Genomic DNA, 19,687 nt, shown 5'->3' with positions numbered 1-19,687 from the left:
CTAGGGTAATCTCTATGATAAAAGCTTAATCATTTAGAAATACTACCAGTAACTATCGTCGAAACTAAAAAAGGATGGAGTAAAATGGTACGATCTACAATGACAATTATTTTACGTTTGGAGATCAATAAAAAAGATATATCTTTTGGAGAAATTGCGACAGTTATCGGTCAATCAGGTGGAGATATGATTGCGATCGATGTGATAAAAGAGGGACCTGAAGTAACTGTCCGTGATATTAGTATTAACATAAGTAGTGAAGAAGTCGAAAAAAATATTATAGAATCGGTTCATCAATTACGAGGGGTTAACATCAAACACGTATCAGACCGAACATTTTTGCTTCATTTAGGCGGAAAAATAGAAGTATTATCAAAAAATAAAATTGATAATCGTGAAGAACTTTCTCATGTTTACACACCTGAAGTAGCAAGGGTGTGTATGGCGATCGAAGAAAGCCCATCATTGGCATACAATTTAACGATAAAAAAGAATACAGTTGCTGTTGTATCAAATGCAACAGCTGTTTTAGGTCTAGGAAAGATTAAGCCGGAAGCTGCTATGCCAGTAATGGAAGGCAAAGCAATGTTATTTAAACAATTTGCAGGGGTAGACGCTTTTCCGCTTTGTCTTAACTCAACAGATACGGAAGAAATGATCCAAATCATTAAATCGTTAAGCCCTTCTTTTGGAGGAATCAATTTAGAGGATATTGGTTCTCCACAATGTTTTGAAATTGAAGAGAGGTTAAAAAAAGAAATTGATATTCCGGTATTTCACGATGATCAGCACGGAACGGCCATTGTCGCTCTTGCCGGATTACTGAATGCACTTAAAGTAACGAATAAATCAATCAGTAATTGTAAAATTGTTGTTTGTGGAATAGGAGCCGCCGGGATCGCGATTACGAAAATGCTTATAACAGCTGGTGCAAAAAATGTAATTGGTGTTGATCGATACGGTGCATTAACGAGTGATGAAACTTATGATAATAATATGTGGAATTGGTATGCAAACAACACGAATCCAAATAATGAAAAAGGGCCTATTTCTTCTGTGATCCATGATGCCGATGTTTTCATCGGAGTATCTGCTCCGAATATTCTTCGTGAAGAAGATGTTAAAAATATGGCAGTCGATCCTATTGTATTTGCGCTTGCAAATCCAAACCCTGAAATATCACCTGAAATCGCAAAACCATATGTAAAGGTGATGGCTACCGGAAGGTCAGATTTTCCGAACCAAGTCAATAATGTCTTATGTTTTCCAGGCATTTTTCGAGGAGTGCTTGACTGCAGAGCCTCAGATATAAACGAAGAAATGAAGCTTGCTGCAGCTCAGGCGATTGCCTCTTCCATTCATGATGATGAATTAAATGAGGATTATATTATTCCAGGTGTATTTAACGATCTTGTTGTGCCAAAAATTCGTGAAGCTGTCATGCAAGCTGGATTTGAAACAGGGGTTGCAAAAAAGAAAAAGAAGGATTAACTGTACATGTAAACGATGAGAAAACATTTATTGTCATACTAATAAAGCATATAGGCCATATGACAAACCGATGATGTTGAGGGGGCTTTTTTGAAGCGTCCCTCTTTTATTTTTTATCAAGAAACCGTACAGTCATTGCGTTTTGTACATTTTCTTTCTATCATAGAAAGGAGATAAATCTTATTACTGGTAGATAGCAGTATTAATTGTTTTGTTTAAGAGAAATGAGGGGGAAATTATGGGAGAAAACCGTTATTATACACTTGGTATGGCAGGTCATATTGACCATGGAAAAACAACACTAACAAAAGCATTAACAAATATCGAAACAGACCGATTGAAAGAAGAAAAGGAGCGAGCGATTTCGATTGAACTCGGCTACGCACTATTAAAACTAACGGATGATTTAACCGTCTCAATCATTGATGTACCAGGTCATGAAAAGTTTATTCGTCAAATGATTGCAGGGGTAGCAGGTATTGACCTCGTATTACTTGTTGTGGCAGCAGATGAAGGTGTCATGCCACAAACCGTAGAGCACTTAGAAATATTACATTTACTCGGAATACATAAAGGGTTGATCGTTGTTACGAAATCGGATTTAGTTGAAGAAGATATGATTGAGCTCATTGAAGCAGATATTTCAGATCAAGTAAAAGGTACATTTTTTGAGAATGCTGATCTCATTTTTGTAGATAGTGTATCGAAAAGAGGTATTGATGAATTAAGAGAAACGATTCAAACATACTTAACAAATGTCCCAGCTCGTGATTCTTCTGGTGTATTTCGTTTACCAATTGACCAAGTGTTTACTGTTCACGGTCAAGGAACGGTAGTAAGAGGTACGGTTTATGAAGGAGAAGTGCATGAAGGCGAAACCCTAGAAATATTACCACAACGTCAAAAGGTAAGAGCAAGGCAGCTTCAAGTTCATCATGAAGCGAAGGACGCAGGTCGTGCTGGACAGCGCGTTGCAATTAACTTAGGGGGAGTCTCAAAACAAGATGTCCAACGTGGAGATGTCCTTGTTTCCACACAATATTACTCGACGACAAGTACAATTGATATAAGCTTAACGACTGCACACCCATTAAAGTATCCGCTAAAACAAAGGGGATATATTAAACTTCATATCGGAACAGCAGAAGTATATGGGAAGATTGTGTTCTTTGACAGAAACGACCTTATAGAAGGCGAAAATGTCCTTTGTCAGTTACGTCTAGATAAGCCGATTGTAACAAAACGTGGCGATCGCTTTATTTTAAGACGTCCGACCCCTGCTGAAACAATTGGTGGTGGATTTGTCATTGACCCTGTTGGTGAAAAGTATAAGTTCGGTGAAGAAACAATAAACATGCTTGCTTTGAAAAAAGAAGGTACTCCGAAAGAACGAATCATAGATATGTTAAAGAAAGAGAAAGGGATGGAAGTTGATTCATTATTTAAATCTGTGGGCATACAAAATGATGAAGGAAAAGAAGTATTAGATGAACTCATCGAAGCAAACACCGTAATGAAACTTTCAAATATCGTAGTATTAGAAGCAATAGCAGAGGAGATGTTTGAAGTTATTGATGAAGACCTTGGACACTTTCATCAACAGTTCCCACTAAGAGAAGGAAAGAAGAAAGCTGAGTTAATCAATGATTTAAAATCTTATGGGAAAAATCTTGCCGAGTTAATCATTGAAGAAGGCTTCAAAACTAATCGATTGAAAAAGTCGGGTCAATACATTGCTCTACCAGAATTTAAACCATCTTTCCCAAAACAGTGGGAAAAGAGAATGAATCAAGTGCTAGATACATTAGAGCAACAAGGACTACAAGTTGAACCACATGAATATATAACAGATCGAGCGGGTCTTCCTCCTGAAATGCAAACAGAATTGTTCCATTATTTATTAAGGTTAAACGAAGTGATGGAATTAGATGAAAAGCATATGATAACGACGAAAAACTTTTATAGCGCAGCTTCCAATCTATATGAAAATACAAATCAAGAGTTTTCCTTACAAGATGCGAAAGCGGTTCTAGACTTAACAAGGAAACATTTAGTTCCGTTTATGGAGAAGTTAGATGAATTGCGATTAACGAAACGTCAAGACAACGTACGAATTTGGTTAAATAACCCTGTTAACCCTAAGGAGTCTTAAATTCATGAAGTGTGAAAATAAAAAGAATGTCGCCTTTTTTACTCCATATTATAAAGAAAATAGGGGAAATGCGACGACCGCTAAAAGGCTTGAAGCGTTATTAACTAATGCTGGTTGGAACATCAATATATTTGCTTATGACGAAGAGGAATGGACGAAAGAACATGAACAATTATTAAAGAAAGCACATATCATTCACGTTTTACACTTTAGAAGGTTTGCTGAATGGATGAAAAATCATGACATTGCCATAAATCAACCTCTCGTTATTACTTCAGGTGGTACTGATGTAAACCAAGACCTATTTGATAAAGAAAAAATGAAACGAATGAGCACATTGTTAAATAAAAGCGCTGCGCTAACCGTTTTTACAGAAGATGCGAAACAAAAGCTTAGAAAACACTTACCTAGTGTAGAAAAGGTTCACGTAATACCACAAACCCCTTACTTCCCAGAAGGGAATTGTGAGTATGCTTTAAAAGAGAATGGTGAGCCAATCTTATTTCTTCCTGCAGGGTTAAGAAAAGTGAAAGATGTCTTGTACTTAAAAGAAGAAGTGAATACCCTAAAAAATACCCAATTTCCTCACCTTAAATTGTTGATTGCAGGAAGCATCATTGAAGAAGAAGTATATAAAGAAGTGCTAAATGCAGAAAGAGAGTATGATTGGTTGCACTATATCGGAGAAGTTCCGTATGAATGTATGAACGCCTTATATGAAAAGGTCGATGTCGTCATAAATACATCGCTTCATGAAGGACAATCCGGCGCTTTGCTGGAAGCGATGGCAAAACAATGCTTTATTTTAGCAAGGAAGAATCCTGGTAATGAGAGCATCGTTGGTGATGATGAGAACGGATTGTTGTTCACAACTCCAGAAGAGTTTATAACGAAATTCTTGAATGCGTATCAAAACGAAAAAATAAAATCACAAATTATCAAGAATGCTACCGAATTCATGAAAAGTAATTTTGACCCTAACGGAGAGTTATCTGCATACGAGCGATTATATGGACAGGTACTAAAGGGATCTCGTATTAATTGTTAGACGAGAAATAGAGACAACTAGCACTTATCAAAACATTATAGGTTACTTCAGAATTGCAAAACAAGTGATTCATAGAAAAAACACATGTGATTTCATAGAGTAAATCACATGTGTTTTTTAGGTGACAGTCAAAGAACACGTCATAGGTTCATCCCACTACGGGAATATATGTTTGTAAAACCTTTGGTCTATCGCCCAACTGAAATTCATCTCCTTCTTAAAGCTTGAAGAGGTAGATTTTTTTCGGAATAACGTTAAAATAAAAGGTAATTCGTCTGTGCACAGAATATTCACACTGGGAAAAATGAAGTTAAAGGAGAGAACTTATTTGAGGAAAATAGCTTTTTTTGTACTGTTAACGTTTATCGGGGTTATTATTCTCTACTTGATGTCTAGCCTTCGAAATCCAATGTATCAACAATTACAAATGTTTGATTATCAAGCGTTTAATGTTTATCACACTTACTTTGTACTGTGTGCTTTATCCTTTGGGATACTCTTAGGATGGAGAAATATAGCAAGTTTAATTAAGGAAAGTCCAAAGATAAATGTACTGTTAATCCCATCCGTTTTAATGCTCGTTTTCATATTTATACCTTATGCTTATTGGACTACACACTTTGGTGATTTAGGTGTTTTTTCATTTGCATCGTCCCATGATGCGCGGATAGCTTTAGCAATTTTCACTGGAATACTATTGAGTCGTTCTTTCAGAAAATCCTTAGATGATAATTAGAAAAAGGTTCAAATAACGCAGTGCGTTTCTGTAACAAGCAGAGACGCTTTTTTACATTTTTATGCCAAATAAAGGGGATCAGTGTTAACATTAAAATAATGTATAAAAGTTAATTAAGTATTGGATAGAGAGTTAAACTAGGAAAGAGAACTGATGATGCAGTTGAAACTGTAAAGAAAGGTGGTTAAGGTGAATGTATTGGAAATTAAGAATTCCTTTGTTATTAGGGGTAATGGGGGGGATGTCAGGACTTGTTCAAAAGTTTCCAAACCTCTTTCTCGTGGACACCTCATATTTTATTAGAAGTGCTGTTTTTATCGGTTTAATTGGTATCATTTTTACTATTTTAGAGAAAACAAATGTGAATGAAAAGAAGGTTCATTTTACGATCTGTATTGGGATAATCCTTTTCGGTATTAGTTTTGACTATCTAATGACATAGTTTTCTTGTTGTTTTAACGGAAGTAATAGTGGAACAAGCCCCCCCTTTTTCTAGTGTAGATAACGGAAAGCATTTTTCAATATATTGGAGGGACTTAAGTGAAGAGTAATTATATAAGTTTTGGCATCATCATACTGTTAATCATTTTAACTTTATTTATTTTTAGAGATCCTGGTGAAGAAGCAATAAAACTTGAGGAACTCCAACAAAAAAATGAGCGATTAATAAAGAAGAATACTAGTTTAGAAGATGAATTATCTGAAGCCGACATGATAATAGAGGGGTTACAGAAGGAAAATGAAGAGTTATTAGAAAAGAAATCCGTTTTACAACAAGATATTGATGCGGTTCAGAGAGTGGATTATCAAGATTTTACTGATGCGGTAAACACTGTTGAATTATTAAAGCAAACAGCAATCCACGATGAAGCTAAGGAATTGTTTACTACAGAGGCAGGAGTAATGGAGTACGAAGGTGAACTTTTCGTTCTTGTTGACAGGGAATGGATAAACTGGTCTGAAAGCCCAGTTTTAGAACTAATAGAATTTTCAATTGAAAAAGACAAAATACTGCTAACCTATAACACAATTCGTGATATTAGACACAGGTATGGCTTTGTCATGGTTAGCGAGGAGGAGTGGAAAATAGAAGAAATAAAATTACATTAATTTCGCTTCTAAATAATGATCAAAGGTTGGCGCATTATATCTTTTGAGAATCTACTTAAACTAACGGTTAGAGTTCGCTCAATAACGGGTAATCACTGTTTCATGTTGAAGTAACGATGTAGCTTGATTTAGCAACAGAGTAGACTAACAAAATAATATAGAGGATTACAATTTGAAAAATTATTTTGATGAAAGACACTATCCTGTTTGGGATAATGAGAAAATAGAAATAGTTGAGTCAGATCTCAATTGGTATGCCGAGCCCAGCCAACAAGTGGACGATATAACGAATCAATTAAAAGAGAAAGGGGTACATATACTTTATAAAGAGAAACACTTATATGCTGCTGGAGATGATTACTATGCGGTGTATTTTGAAGATCCAGATCGAATCAAAGTTGAACTAGTTGCGCCATAATATGAAGCGCTAGTTGTTGAAGCTACATAAAAGATTTTAACTCATTATAAATAAGAAAGAAGGAATACGTAATGGTTCTACAAATATTCATTGGAATTGTTATATATATGGCTATTGGCATGTTTTATTATTCACCGATTTTATTTGGCAATCGGTGGGTAAAACTATTAAACATTACTCCATCTCACCCTAGATACGGCATCCTTACCTTGGTGACAATCTTAACATCTACCCTTTTAGCAGTTGCCCTTCAACTATCAGAGGCTGAAACAATCATAGATGGGGCGCTATTTGGCCTGTTTCTAGGTGTAATCGTTGCTCTTGCTTATGCGAAGGATTTTATTTTTGGACTTGGAACGCATACGCAAAAACCATTAGCTTTATATTTCATTTGCGTAGGTTACCACATTATTGTTTTAACGATCATTGGTGCAGTGATGATGATGTTTAGCTAGAGTGAAAAACTGAAGATATTGGTTCTCTAAGGCTCGGCAACCGCCGGGTTTTCTTTTTGAAAGGCTCTGTTATCGTTCGTTGTTGAATATTGATGATATCGAAGTGTAATAATTATACCACCAAGTTTGATATCAAAAAGGCGAGACGCCTACGGGAAAAGCAACAAGAGAAGACCCCGCAAGTGAGCAAATCTTGCGAACGAGGAGGCTGAGATGTTGCCCGAGGCAAGCGAGCCGTATTTTGATATAAACAGAGGTTAAAAATCAACAACGAGCATCACTTCTTCGAACAGCTTTGAGCTGTGACGAGTAAACGCAGGAACAACAAGTAATCTTCTAGAATACGCTAAGAGCTGCCTCGACAGACAGGGTGTCCTAATGCCAGGCATGCCACAGGACGTGGCGTCTTGCCCGGTTGACGGATAAACTACAAAGCAATGCTAGTAGAGAAAGAGGCAATACTCTTTAACAAAGCCTTTTGAAAAAAACATATGATATTTTGTAACTTTTTATTTGTTCAACCGTGGATATAGTGAAAGGAGGCTTTGATGGAAAAGGGTATTACGTTAGAAGAAATTTATTCGGTTTATATGATGGATTTATACCGATATATATATTCACTTTGTAAAGATCAACCATTAACAGAAGATATCGTTCAAGAGACCTTTTATCGAGCCTACTTTCACGTTGAAACTTTTGAGCAGGAAAAGGTGAAACCATGGTTATTTAAAGTTGCTTATCATACATTCATTGATATTGTAAGGAAAGAGAAACGAATTTCTTATTATGGTGATCTAGAGGATGTGAAAAAGAATCTTGAAGTCAATAGTGCCGAACATGAATTTATGGTGAAAAATCGTATTGATGGATGGTTTGAAGCCGTTGGTCAATTACCAATCTCAAAACGAAAGATTATTATTTTGAGAGATTACTATCATTTTTCATATCATGAAATTGCGGAAATGTTTGATATTTCTATCTCGAAAGTAAAGGTGACGATTTTTAGAGGGCGAAAAGATATTCAAAAGTTGTTAGAAGATGAAAATCGTGAGTGAAGGGTGATACGAGAATTGAATTGTAAAGAGGTTAAAATGAAATGGGATGCCTATATGAATGGGCAGTGTTCAGAAGAAGAAGAAGGTATGGTCGAAGAGCATCTAGAAACTTGTTCTGAATGTGAACAATTACTTAATGACAACTTAGTTGAACAAGAAGGAAGGACAAAGATAGTCAACAATCAAGACGATCCGTTACAAGGTTTATCAGAAAAGAAACAGAGACGAATGATACGTAAAGCAAAGTGGAAAAATCGCCTTTCTAATGCATTCACTGTCATCAGCTTATTTATTATTATTAGTGTTGTCAGTGGTGTACTTACTGCTTTTTATTATGGATTTGGTGGTGATGAAGGAAGAGGAGCAACTGCAACTCAAGTAGTCCAAACGGCTACCCAAATGACGATGCCAAACGTATACGTTGGTGGCGGTGGAATGAATACGAACTTTTACTTCACTTTAGATATGGATTATACGATTCAAAAACAATTAGGCAGGGAACGTAAAGCAATTGGTCAACTAGAAGGTAAAATGTTTTTTAATCGCTTGAATGTGAATAGAGCCTGGGCGGATGGCCAATATGATGTCAAGCTTTACTTTCTCCACCCTGAAAATGTTGAAACCCAACCAACGAGTGAACAAAACTTTTATCGTGAACACTTAGATGAAACTTGGGAAGCACTTGATTATCTTCCTGAAGGAACGGTCTCAGAGCTAGCGATTACATTTGATCAATTATACGACATTGATGAAGTGTGCACGATTCTTAATGGGTATGACTTGGAGATTCCTTGGTATGCAATCGACACTGGCTATGAGCATTCAGGCGACAGATCCCCATATTTAAGTGCGAATAATGGCGTATGGGGATTACACGAAGCAGCAATTTTTGATTTTTCCCGAGGTGGTGGATCTGTTTCGGTAAGAGGTGATGGTGACGTTCGAGCAGGAGTATTTAAAACAGGATTACAGTTTTTAGCTGATAACGAAAGTCTTGCCAAACAATATATATGGAGAATTGATCGAGAAGTAAGTATAAAAGAAAGGTACGAATACGTAGTTGAAAATGGTGTGAAAACGTATGGTGTCGTCGTAACTGGTCCAACAAAAGAGCTATTGCAGTTACAAGAGAATGAACAAATTATTTATGCGACGTTAGGAGAAGTCGACTTTTGGAATTGGTACCATACACCAGCAGGAGGTACGATTTATAATTAATCATCTCAAAACTGCGTAGTTCTGTTTTGGAGTACAAAAATATACTGTATTTTCGAAAGGGGTTGTTATCAATTTTAAAAATGTTGATTTTAGGAACAATGATTTTATTACTAGTTGTAGGTTGTAGTGAAAGCTCCGCATTAACGGATTCATTACAAGAGGATGAGTTATTTACAACAGAAGAAGAAGCAATAAAAGAATATCAATCTAACGTGCTTGAAGGGATCTTGTTAATGGCAACGAAAAAAGGGGAACAGTTATTCATTACGAATGACCGCCTAAAAACTTTTCACATTAGTGAACTAGTAAGTAGTAATGGAGACTATGGGATAGGAAAGCTTACCACCGATGTATCTTTGAAAGGAACGAATGGTGTTAGTAAGTAGTTTTTTTCATTATCTGGAAATCTCAATATACCGTGAATATAAAAAGTGAACAACATACAAACTCTATTTCAATGGCTGGTGGAAAATACTATGTATCTATTCAAAAAGGGCATACAATTAAAGAGACACCGGCAATCGTGATTCGGCGATTGATTCAACCGAAATTATTCAAGATTGATAAAAAAGGTAAAACATAATAGGTGTGTTAACGTGAGTATAAAAACGAAATACGCTTGAATTTGTAAGAGTGTTCAACAACCGTTTTTTTGAAACAGAGGTGGTAACTTGGATCTTATCTTCAACTACATTTTAATCATTTTTTTCTTTATTCTCATGATTGGGCTTATAATGAAAGTGGCCAATGGTATTGGTGAACGTCTTGGTATATATGAAATGATTCAACGATTATGGAGGCTTGTAAGAAAATGAAATAAGATTTACGGTATCGTATTCGTCGTTCAGACGGAAGTTTCTTGCAGAGTGCAATCAAATATGATTGTACTATTTTTTTTACGATCATAATACAAATTGCACCGCAAATGCGGTGCAATTCATCATGTTTTTTCATTTTTACTACCAAGAAACGTTACTTCACGTAAATCGTTTTTGTACTCTTTTCTTTTACAGAGCCAACAATGACTGATTGAGTTTCACGTAATTCATTCACTTTGTCTAAATATGTTTTAGCATCACGTTCTGGCATACTGAGCAGAAGGCCACCAGATGTGATCGTATCACAAAGTAGAAACTGTTCTGCTTCACTTAAATCTTCATCATACTCGATTTCCTCAGCCAACCATTTATGGTTTGCTTTTGTACCGCCAGGCATTATCCCACCTTGTGCATGTTGGATTGCCCCTTCAAGGACAGGAATATTGTTATATTGAAATTCAAAGGAGACGTTACTTCCATTAGCCATCTCGTATGCATGTCCTAAAAGCCCAAATCCAGTTACATCTGTTACAGCGTGTACTTCTAAGTCAGCTAAACTTTCACATGCCACACGGTTTAATTCTGTCATAGCTTGTGTCACAGCGGCTTCTTCACTTTCAGTTGCTTGTTGCTTTTTAATCGCTTGGGTTAAAATCCCCACACCGACCGGTTTTGTTAAAACTAAAACATCACCAGGCTTAGCACCAACGTTTTTCATGACTCGCTCCGGGTGGACAGTACCTGTTACACTTAAACCAAATTTCGGTTCAATATCATCAATCGAGTGTCCGCCGACTGTAACAGCTCCTGCTTCTTCGACTTTATCAGCAGCCCCTTTTAAAATGTCGGCCAACATATGGTACGGAAGTTTTTTAATTGGGTATCCGACGATGTTTAATACTGTAGTTGGTTTTCCACCCATTGCATAGACGTCACTTAACGCGTTTGCTGCTGCAATTTGACCGAACATATATGGATCATCAACGATCGGTGTAAAGTAATCGACCGTTTGAATAAGTGCAATCTCATCTGTTAGCTTGTAAACGCCACCGTCATCGGATGTTTCGTGGCCAACGAGTAGTCGGTCATCTTTTTGTTTCTCAGGTAAATGACGCAAAACTTGCGCCAGGTCATCAGGACCAATTTTGCATCCTCAACCACCTTTTTTTGTTTGTTCAGTAAGTCTTATGTTTGTTTCGTTTTCATTCATCATTTACGAGCACCTCCTCACACTAAGTATAAGCATGTTTTTTGATTGTTGACAAATAATGAGATAAAATTATTTTATAACGTTCACAAATTTTTCACAAAAGGGGACATGTTTTATGAGTTTCAAATTAACTGTAGAATTTTGCATGCAGTGAAACTATGCACCAAAAGCTGCGAGTTTCGCAGAAGAGCTATTTAGTCATTTCCGTTCTGATATTACATTATTAGACTTAGTTCCAGCTTCAGGTGGAGCATTTGAAGTCACAGTTGATGGAGAAAAAATTTATTCAAAACTGGAAACAAAGGAGTTTCCCGATTCAGAAGAAATTATTAAACAGTTAGAAAACAAATAATATGACACGAAGGCTGAATGAGGGTGAATAAATCGCTTTTATTCAGCTCTTTTTATTATTTTTTTCTCTTTGAATCAATTTCATAACTCAAAATAAGATGGGAAATTCCGAATGAAGAGCGTGAACTTCACTTCCAAAATGGTGTTGTAAACTCTCGGTGAATGAGTTTTTGCTACTTTATAAATTGTTGATCTTTTGTCATTTGTTGTTGTATGACGTTATTTTGTATAATGATTATGTAACAATGATCTTTGAAGGGGGAGCGGGAAATGAAGCGAGTATTTAAAGGAATTGGTATTGGGGTTGGAATTGGAATAGCAGTTTATGCTTCTGGGTTAATTAAAGATTATCGTGAACGGGCTGAACTTGAACGTGAAAGAGAAAACTTTGGTACAGGAAAGTAAGACAAGAGAAAAAGGTGGTCCGAAAAAGACCACCTTTTCTAGAGTCGATACTGGCTTCCTCTGGGGTAAAGTCGATGTTTGTCTTTTGGAAACACCTCATTTTTCGTACGTTTTAATTCCCTTGAACGTGTATTACGTTCGCTTGTTATGAGTACAAGCTAACCACCCCTCCAAGGTATCAATAGACGTCGAAATCCCTTCATTCCTGTATCAACTCTCAGAAGAAGAAGTGCTTGACCTCCTCTTCACTAATTAAGATGACCAAAAAACCTTCAATATATAAGAAGAAAAAAATGGAAGTTCTTGGAGTGATGGAAAACATGAACAGAAAGCAAAAATTTGCTTTAATACCACCGGTACATATGATACAAAAATCGAAAGCGTATCAAAACCTTATTGGTAAACACGAGCTTTCACCCGTGCTCGTTAAAGAGTGGGTTCAAGACATTATCGAAACTACTCGACAACAGGTAATGAATGGTGAACGAACATTCGATGAATTTACAAGAGAGGATTTTTTAGCACATATTTTAGCATCTCTAAAAGAAAGAGCTACAACGAACAATGTCTTTAATTTGAAAAGGGTCTTAAACGGAACCGGAACAGTTCTACATACAAATTTAGGAAGAGCTCGACTTAGTAAGCAAGCAATTGAGCGAGTTGTTGAAACATCAAAGCATTATAGTAACTTAGAGTATAACATCGAGAAGGGAGAAAGAGGTTCAAGACATGCTATTATTGAAGGCCTCATTCAAAAAGTAACTGGTGCAGAAGCAGCCATGGCTGTAAATAATAATGCTTCGGCTGTTTATATGATTTTACGTGCCTTAACAAAAGGCAAAGAAGTTGTAGTATCAAGAGGAGAACTCGTTGAAATTGGGGGATCTTTCCGAGTATCAACAATAATGGAAGAAAGTGATGCAACATTAGTTGAAGTAGGGACAACAAATAAAACCCACCCATACGATTATGAACAATCTGTCACTGAGAAAACAGCAATGTTTATGAAAGTACATACGAGTAACTTTAAAACGGTCGGCTTTACAAAGGATGTCTCCTCTAAAGAATTACAGCAAATTGCACAAACATGTCAAGATCAATCAAATCATTCGATAATCGTGTATGAAGATTTAGGTAGTGGCTCATTATATCCATTTAAACACGATGGAATTGGTGAAGAACCAGTTGTGAAAGAAGCTATAAAAAATGGCGCAGATATCGTATCTTTTAGTGGAGATAAACTTCTTGGTGGCCCTCAAGCAGGAATTATTGCTGGAAAGAAGGAACTAATTGATAAGTTAAAAAAACATCCACTTGCACGAGTACTCAGACTTGATAAGATGACATTAGCTGCATTAGAAGCTACAATTTATTCGTATTTATACGAAGACAATAACCAATCAGCCATACCAACGAAAAGAGATATATTACAATCGGTTGAACAGATTAGTAAAAAAGTGAGTACCTTTTTAAATAAGGTCGAAGATATATCATCAAGCATAGCCTTTGTGAAAAAAGAGGTAACCTCCCAAGTTGGTGGCGGGACAATGCCAGCTGTTGAACAACCTTCCGTAGGTTTACAGTTCATTCATGACACATTAACGGTTAACCAGCTTGATGAAGCACTTAGACAAGTACGAACGCCAGTAATTTCGAGAGTGGTTGATGGAGAAGTCTTTGTAGATTTTTGTACGATTGCAGAAGATGAAATTGACTTACTTATTCAAAGTGTAATGGAATTAGACGAAAGAGCAGAGTGAATCACTCTGCTCTTTGTTTTCATGTAATAAAATTATCCTTCTCCATCTGTTTGCCCCACGTGATTGTGCTTCTTTACTTTATGAGACCCAGACATCGGTTCAGGTTGACCACTTCGGGCATTTTTTGCTGAATTTCTTCGTTGACTTTTATATGTGTTTTTTTCTGTCATAGCTAATCCCTCCTTATCCTTATCTTTTACTACCTTGATGTTTTCATCCGAGTAGATATTAATTTTTTGTACCGAAATTATTCCTCGTATATTCTCTTTTGTCTGTAAAAAAATAAGGTGAAAGCTAAATTAAAGGGGGAGCATGAACATGCCATATCATAAAAATAAACGCCAAGCATTTGAAGCCGCGCAACAAGCTTTTGTTCAATTGCAAGAAGCGATGGAAGATCTACATCCCGAAGAAGCAGAGTATGGTCACCATTATAAAGTAGCTGTACAAGAATTAGATGAAGCAACACAAGTAATTCAAAAGGCACATTTAAATGCCTCTGAGCATCAGCGTAGACAACTCGAACAATATACAGCGGAACTAGAAAGATATAAGCAGGATTTAATGGAATAACGATTTTCATCTCACTTTATCAGATTTAACGATAAAAAATAAAGGCTGTCCAATATGGCAGCCTTTATTATTATTTATTGACGTTTTTTTGTTTTTTTATTGAATTGTCTTTCTTTAGCTGTCAAAGGGTCATTTTCGTGTCCTTCCTCATAGCCAACCCCTCTGCCTTGAGCACTAGCATCATTCATTCCTGGCCGAATATGATTTGCTTTCTTTTTCGTCATTTTCATAACACCTCCTAGGAGGTAGGTTTCACATTGTTTTGATTTTTTATGTTGGCTTTTAAAAGGTAGTGTTCACTTGCTTACCTCTAGGAATAAGTACGAAATCTGTTCATTTTTCATTTCCTCGCAGGCGTTTTTTTTATTTTCGAAATTCAACAGTGAAGATTAACAGGCCTGCTATGTTAAGGGTGAAAAATTACACAAATAATTATTGTACTAAAAATTTACTAGAAAAGGATACACGATTTAAAAATTATTCTAAAAAAAAAATTATAACAAATTTTTGAACAAAGGTTTTAGACAATTTAAAAAATCTAGTATATGATAGTACGTGAAGGAGGGAATACATATGTCAAAAGAAAACAAAACATTGTACAATTCAAAACGTACGTTTGATGCAAACGGAAAAACGTACAATTATTATGATTTAAAAGCTATTGAAGAGGCTGGAGTTGGAAACGTTACCAAGCTTCCATACTCTATTAAAGTGCTTTTAGAGTCTGTTTTACGCCAGCATGACGGAAAAGTAATTAAAGAAGAGCATGTAGCAAATCTAGCAAAATGGGGAACTGATGAAGTAAAAACTGTTGATGTTCCATTTAAGCCATCTCGCGTTATTTTACAAGACTTCACAGGGGTTCCAGCAGTCGTTGACCTAGCTTCACTTCGTAAAGCAATGGCTGATTTCGGAGGAGATCCTAACCGTATTAATCCAGCGATTCCAGTTGACCTTGTCGTTGACCATTCTGTTCAAGTTGATGATTTCGGTGGTGCAAACTCACTCCTTCGCAACATGGAATTAGAATTTGAGCGAAATGAAGAGCGTTACAAGTTTTTAAGCTGGGCACAGAACTCATTCGATAATTATCGTGCAGTACCGCCTGCAACAGGAATTGTTCACCAAGTAAACTTAGAATATTTAGCAAATGTTGTACAAAACGAAGAGAATGAAAATGGTGAAACAGTAGCGTTCCCAGATTCATTAGTTGGTACAGATTCCCATACAACAATGATCAATGGTCTTGGTGTACTTGGTTGGGGTGTAGGTGGAATTGAAGCTGAAGCAGGAATGCTACAGCAACCTTCTTACTTCCCAGTACCAGAAGTAATTGGCGTGAAGCTTACAGGTTCTTTACCTGAAGGAGCAACTGCTACTGACTTAGCACTTAAAGTGACACAAGCACTTCGTGAAAAGCAAGTTGTCGGTAAATTCGTAGAATTCTTCGGACCAGGCTTATCAGATATGACATTAGCTGACCGTGCAACAATTTCAAATATGGCGCCAGAGTATGGTGCAACATGTGGATTCTTCCCTGTTGATGATGAGACATTAAACTACTTGCGTTTCACTGGCAGAAGTGAAGAATTAGTCTCATTAGTTGAGCAGTATTGCAAATCAAACGGCATGTTCTACACGCCTGGCGGGGAAGACCCAACATTTACGGATGTTGTTGAAATTGACTTAACTGATATTGAACCTAACTTATCTGGTCCAAAGCGTCCACAAGACTTAATTCCACTTTCACAAATGAAAGATGAGTGGAGAAAATCTTTAACTGCTCCAGTTGGAAACCAAGGGTTTGGACTCGCACCAGAAGAGGTTGATAAACAAGTAGAAGTGAACCATCCAAATGGTAAGACTTCTGCATTAAAGACAGGTGCAGTAACAATTGCAGCGATTACTAGTTGTACCAATACATCTAATCCTCACGTTATGATTGGTGCTGGGCTACTTGCTAAAAAAGCGGTTGAAAAAGGCCTAGAAGTTCCTGAATACGTGAAGACAAGTTTAGCTCCTGGCTCGAAAGTAGTTACAGGATATTTAGAAGGGGCAGGTTTAATGCCTTTCCTAGATCAGTTAGGCTTTAACCTTGTTGGTTACGGATGTACGACATGTATTGGGAACAGTGGTCCACTACCAGAAGAAATTGAAAAAGCAATCGCTGAAAATGATTTAACAGTATCTTCTGTATTAAGTGGTAACCGTAACTTTGAAGGGCGTATTCACCCACTTGTAAAAGCAAACTACTTGGCTTCTCCGCCACTAGTTGTTGCTTATGCATTAGCAGGTACAGTGGACGTTGATCTGAAATCTGACGTTATTGGTAAAGATAAAGATGGTAACAATGTTTACTTTAAAGACATTTGGCCAAGTAACGAAGAGATTCAAGCAGCAATGGAAGAAGCTGTAACTCCTGAATTGTTCAAGAAAGAATACGAAAAAGTATTCGATAGTAATGAAGAATGGAATAACCTTGAAACAACTGAAGGGGACCTTTACAACTGGGATGAAGAGTCTACTTATATTCAAAACCCACCATTCTTTGAAAACTTATCACCAGAACCAGAGGATGTAGAGGAACTAACTAGTCTTCGTGCTGTAGCGAAACTAGGAGACTCTGTAACAACTGACCATATTTCTCCTGCAGGATCAATAGCAAAAGATAGTCCTGCCGGTAAGTATTTAATGGAGAAAGGATTAACTCCAGCTCAGTTTAACTCCTATGGTTCACGTCGTGGTAACCATGAAGTGATGATGCGTGGTACATTTGCAAATATCCGCATTAAAAATCAACTTGCACCAGGAACAGAAGGTGGTTACACAACTTACTGGCCAACTGGTGACGTAATGTCTATTTATGATGCAGCAATGAATTACAAAGAAGATAACACAGGCTTAATTGTACTTGCTGGAAAAGATTACGGTATGGGTAGTTCTCGTGACTGGGCAGCTAAAGGTACGAACCTTTTAGGTATTAAAACAGTTGTTGCAGAAAGTTTTGAGCGAATCCACCGTAGTAATCTAGTGTTAATGGGTGTTCTTCCACTTCAATTTAAAGAAGGTGAAAATGCTGATACATTAGGTTTAACTGGTAAAGAACAATTCAGTGTGAAAGTGACTAACGACATTCAGCCTCGTGATCACGTAACGGTTGTTGCGAAAGATGCAGAAACTGGTAAAGAAACAACATTTGAAGTGTTAGCTCGTTTCGACAGTGAAGTTGAAATTGACTACTATCGTCATGGCGGTATTCTTCAAATGGTATTACGAAATGCAATGGCCGAAAGTAAATAATTTATGCAGCTTAACCCTTCACTCGTTTAGAGTGGAGGGTTTTTTACGTTTTCGTACTTTCTTTTTAATTTTCAGCTTCATACGGTTACATACTTATTTATTTATTTCGACATACTATACAAAGTTGACATATTCAAGATAAAGGAGTGAATCAAAAATGGGTCGTCAAAAGAAAGGGAATGCAAATGCACAACGAAATGAAAATGCAAAAGCACAAGGAAAGAAAAACCATGCTTCAGAATTAGAGACATTTGCTGATTATGAAGTAAAAAAAATGCGAAATGACAAGCAACAATAATAGAGACTGCTTTTAACGTTTGTTTTCATATGCGGAAAAAAGAGCTAATAGACTAAATGTCTTCAAGCTCTTTTATTCGCATTCGTTTTGAGTTGTTTTCACAACGCTTAAGAATAAAGAGTAGGTGACAAGATGTTTGATTTTTGGCAAGGGGCTCAAGATCTACCTGTTTATGGATTTCTCATTAGAGCTACAATTGTTTATGTATATGTATTTCTCTTGCTTAAAGTATTAGGTCAACGGTCCATGAACGCAATCAACCCAATAGACTTTTTATTCGGTGTTATTATTGGTGACGTTGTCGGAGAACCTCTCGCTGATGGAGAAGCGCCATTAGGAGGACCATTAGCAGCAGCAACGTTAATTGGAGGAATTCATTTATTTTTATCATATATTGCGTTAATGATGCCGCGCTTTAGGCGTGTCATCGAGGATGAGCCGATTATTTTAATTGAAAAAGGTAAAATTAATCATAAGGAAATGAAAAAATGTAAAGTCACAGTCGAATCGTTATTAATGGATTTAAGAATTAATAGTGCGATTGACCTTACAGAAGTTGACTATGCAATTTTAGAATCGAATGGTCAAATTAGTGTCATTAAAAAATCTCGTTTTGACAGTGCGACACCAAGTGATTTAGGACAATCACCTCAAGCAAAAGGGTATCCTTCAGTTGTCATTCAAGATGGCCAGATCATTCATGCCAATGTAAAGGATTTAGGTGGGTTAGAGTGGTTGAAAGTAGAAATTAAAAAGAGGGGATACAATTCACCTGAAGAAATTTTCCTTATGACAGTGGATCAAACTGGTGCAGTATTTATTAGCCCAATGAAAATTAGAGATATAGAGAAAAGAAGCGCGAATTAAATGAGGGAAATGTATGCTTATGTAAATTTTAGGGCATAATGGCTGATAAATATGACTGAGGTGAATTGGAATGAGCAAAAAGAAAAAGTTAAGATATGAAGAGTTATTTCAAGAAAATAAACAAGCATTGTTAAAAGATCCGAAGGAAATTGAAAAAATTGAACTAAGGTTAGAAAAGCGTCATGTCGATCGCCTATACTCATAATTACTATATCTCCTTTCATGCATAGTCCTTTTCCTATTAGGACATATTAAGTGTATGGAAGGAGGTGCTTCGGTGGCTGGAAAACATGCATTTGATAAATTCAGACCGAATCACTTAGGAACACAACCGAGAAAAAGCGACTCAAATAAAGGTAAGCAAATGAACACGAAAGATAATGAGAACCCTGACTATATCCCTCCTAAAGGAAAACATTAGG

General features: G+C 36.6%; 23 protein-coding genes and 1 pseudogene. 21 read left to right on the top strand and 3 right to left on the bottom strand.

Annotated elements, in window-relative coordinates:
- Positions 1-84: 84 nt before the first annotated feature.
- The 12 genes and pseudogenes from LGQ02_RS12115 to LGQ02_RS12060 all read left to right on the top strand — a co-directional run bounded on the left by LGQ02_RS12115 (position 85) and on the right by LGQ02_RS12060 (position 10,498).
- On the top strand, positions 85-1,491 hold the full coding sequence (locus LGQ02_RS12115; RefSeq protein ID WP_226514630.1) for an NAD-dependent malic enzyme: 1,407 nt from the start codon (positions 85-87) through the stop codon (positions 1,489-1,491).
- Positions 1,492-1,729: 238 nt separating this feature from the next.
- Positions 1,730-3,643 (top strand): selenocysteine-specific translation elongation factor, encoded by a 1,914-nt coding sequence (selB, locus tag LGQ02_RS12110; RefSeq protein ID WP_226514629.1) that lies wholly within the window; start codon positions 1,730-1,732, stop codon positions 3,641-3,643.
- Positions 3,644-3,647: 4 nt separating this feature from the next.
- Entirely contained in the window at positions 3,648-4,691 is a 1,044-nt protein-coding gene (locus LGQ02_RS12105) for a glycosyltransferase family 4 protein (protein WP_226514628.1), read from the top strand.
- 328 nt (positions 4,692-5,019) lie between these two features.
- Positions 5,020-5,427, top strand: a complete 408-nt coding sequence (locus LGQ02_RS12100) for a hypothetical protein (protein ID WP_226514627.1) — start codon at positions 5,020-5,022, stop codon at positions 5,425-5,427.
- 193 nt (positions 5,428-5,620) lie between these two features.
- Positions 5,621-5,869 (top strand): hypothetical protein, encoded by a 249-nt coding sequence (locus LGQ02_RS12095; protein WP_226514626.1) that lies wholly within the window; start codon positions 5,621-5,623, stop codon positions 5,867-5,869.
- A gap of 98 nt (positions 5,870-5,967) precedes the next feature.
- Positions 5,968-6,537, top strand: coding sequence for a hypothetical protein (locus LGQ02_RS12090; protein WP_226514625.1), 570 nt, complete (start codon positions 5,968-5,970; stop codon positions 6,535-6,537).
- Between the two features lie 262 nt (positions 6,538-6,799).
- Positions 6,800-6,955, top strand: a pseudogene (locus tag LGQ02_RS21585) (VOC family protein); the annotation flags it as partial.
- Between the two features lie 71 nt (positions 6,956-7,026).
- Positions 7,027-7,410, top strand: a complete 384-nt coding sequence (locus tag LGQ02_RS12080; protein WP_226514624.1) for a DUF1761 domain-containing protein — start codon at positions 7,027-7,029, stop codon at positions 7,408-7,410.
- 548 nt (positions 7,411-7,958) lie between these two features.
- Entirely contained in the window at positions 7,959-8,465 is a 507-nt protein-coding gene (locus tag LGQ02_RS12075; protein WP_226514623.1) for an RNA polymerase sigma factor, read from the top strand.
- 36 nt (positions 8,466-8,501) lie between these two features.
- Positions 8,502-9,683 carry an anti-sigma factor gene (locus tag LGQ02_RS12070; protein ID WP_226514622.1) on the top strand — a complete coding sequence of 394 codons (1,182 nt, stop codon included), beginning with the start codon at positions 8,502-8,504 and terminating at the stop codon, positions 9,681-9,683.
- Between the two features lie 62 nt (positions 9,684-9,745).
- Positions 9,746-10,069 (top strand): hypothetical protein, encoded by a 324-nt coding sequence (locus LGQ02_RS12065; protein WP_226514621.1) that lies wholly within the window; start codon positions 9,746-9,748, stop codon positions 10,067-10,069.
- A 285-nt stretch (positions 10,070-10,354) separates the two neighbouring features.
- The gene (locus tag LGQ02_RS12060) at positions 10,355-10,498 is read left to right on the top strand and encodes a hypothetical protein (RefSeq protein ID WP_226514620.1); all 144 of its coding nucleotides are present in this window, start codon (positions 10,355-10,357) and stop codon (positions 10,496-10,498) included.
- Positions 10,499-10,655: 157 nt separating this feature from the next.
- Here the strand turns inward: LGQ02_RS12060 and selD are convergent, their stop codons facing one another.
- Positions 10,656-11,711, bottom strand: a complete 1,056-nt coding sequence (gene selD / locus LGQ02_RS12055; protein WP_404802427.1) for a selenide, water dikinase SelD — start codon at positions 11,709-11,711, stop codon at positions 10,656-10,658.
- A gap of 115 nt (positions 11,712-11,826) precedes the next feature.
- On the opposite strand from selD, the gene LGQ02_RS21515 reads away from it, so the two are divergent.
- From LGQ02_RS21515 to selA, 3 genes are all read left to right on the top strand, one after another.
- Complete coding sequence (locus tag LGQ02_RS21515; RefSeq protein ID WP_404802350.1) at positions 11,827-12,063, top strand: Rdx family protein; 237 nt, start codon at positions 11,827-11,829, stop codon at positions 12,061-12,063.
- A gap of 269 nt (positions 12,064-12,332) precedes the next feature.
- The gene (locus LGQ02_RS21320; protein ID WP_264183980.1) at positions 12,333-12,467 is read left to right on the top strand and encodes a hypothetical protein; all 135 of its coding nucleotides are present in this window, start codon (positions 12,333-12,335) and stop codon (positions 12,465-12,467) included.
- A gap of 320 nt (positions 12,468-12,787) precedes the next feature.
- Positions 12,788-14,227 carry an L-seryl-tRNA(Sec) selenium transferase gene (gene selA / locus LGQ02_RS12045; protein WP_226514619.1) on the top strand — a complete coding sequence of 480 codons (1,440 nt, stop codon included), beginning with the start codon at positions 12,788-12,790 and terminating at the stop codon, positions 14,225-14,227.
- Between the two features lie 32 nt (positions 14,228-14,259).
- Here selA and LGQ02_RS12040 read toward each other — a convergent pair whose 3' ends face one another.
- Positions 14,260-14,397 (bottom strand): small acid-soluble spore protein P, encoded by a 138-nt coding sequence (locus tag LGQ02_RS12040; protein ID WP_226514618.1) that lies wholly within the window; start codon positions 14,395-14,397, stop codon positions 14,260-14,262.
- Between the two features lie 148 nt (positions 14,398-14,545).
- On the opposite strand from LGQ02_RS12040, the gene LGQ02_RS12035 reads away from it, so the two are divergent.
- Positions 14,546-14,800, top strand: a complete 255-nt coding sequence (locus LGQ02_RS12035) for a hypothetical protein (RefSeq protein WP_226514617.1) — start codon at positions 14,546-14,548, stop codon at positions 14,798-14,800.
- Between the two features lie 74 nt (positions 14,801-14,874).
- On the opposite strand, the gene sspO is transcribed toward LGQ02_RS12035, so the two are convergent.
- Complete coding sequence (sspO, locus tag LGQ02_RS12030; protein ID WP_226514616.1) at positions 14,875-15,024, bottom strand: small acid-soluble spore protein SspO; 150 nt, start codon at positions 15,022-15,024, stop codon at positions 14,875-14,877.
- 349 nt (positions 15,025-15,373) lie between these two features.
- Here sspO and acnA point away from each other — a divergent pair, with 349 nt between their 5' ends.
- The 5 genes from acnA (at position 15,374) to LGQ02_RS12005 (ending at position 19,686) form a co-directional block, all read left to right on the top strand.
- The gene (acnA, locus tag LGQ02_RS12025) at positions 15,374-18,100 is read left to right on the top strand and encodes an aconitate hydratase AcnA (RefSeq protein WP_226514615.1); all 2,727 of its coding nucleotides are present in this window, start codon (positions 15,374-15,376) and stop codon (positions 18,098-18,100) included.
- A 157-nt stretch (positions 18,101-18,257) separates the two neighbouring features.
- Complete coding sequence (locus tag LGQ02_RS12020) at positions 18,258-18,398, top strand: hypothetical protein (protein ID WP_226514614.1); 141 nt, start codon at positions 18,258-18,260, stop codon at positions 18,396-18,398.
- Positions 18,399-18,530: 132 nt separating this feature from the next.
- Positions 18,531-19,265 carry a DUF421 domain-containing protein gene (locus LGQ02_RS12015; RefSeq protein ID WP_226514613.1) on the top strand — a complete coding sequence of 245 codons (735 nt, stop codon included), beginning with the start codon at positions 18,531-18,533 and terminating at the stop codon, positions 19,263-19,265.
- Between the two features lie 70 nt (positions 19,266-19,335).
- Positions 19,336-19,470, top strand: coding sequence for an FbpB family small basic protein (locus LGQ02_RS12010; RefSeq protein ID WP_226514612.1), 135 nt, complete (start codon positions 19,336-19,338; stop codon positions 19,468-19,470).
- Between the two features lie 72 nt (positions 19,471-19,542).
- Positions 19,543-19,686 (top strand): acid-soluble spore protein N, encoded by a 144-nt coding sequence (locus tag LGQ02_RS12005; protein ID WP_226514611.1) that lies wholly within the window; start codon positions 19,543-19,545, stop codon positions 19,684-19,686.
- Position 19,687: the final 1 nt, after the last annotated feature.

Origin of the sequence: Bacillus shivajii (assembly GCF_020519665.1) — a bacterium.
GTDB classification, from domain to species: Bacteria; Bacillota; Bacilli; order Bacillales; family Salisediminibacteriaceae; genus Bacillus_CA; species Bacillus_CA shivajii.
Note: the sequence above shows the minus strand (reverse complement) of the source record. Positions and strands in the feature narration are given on the sequence as shown.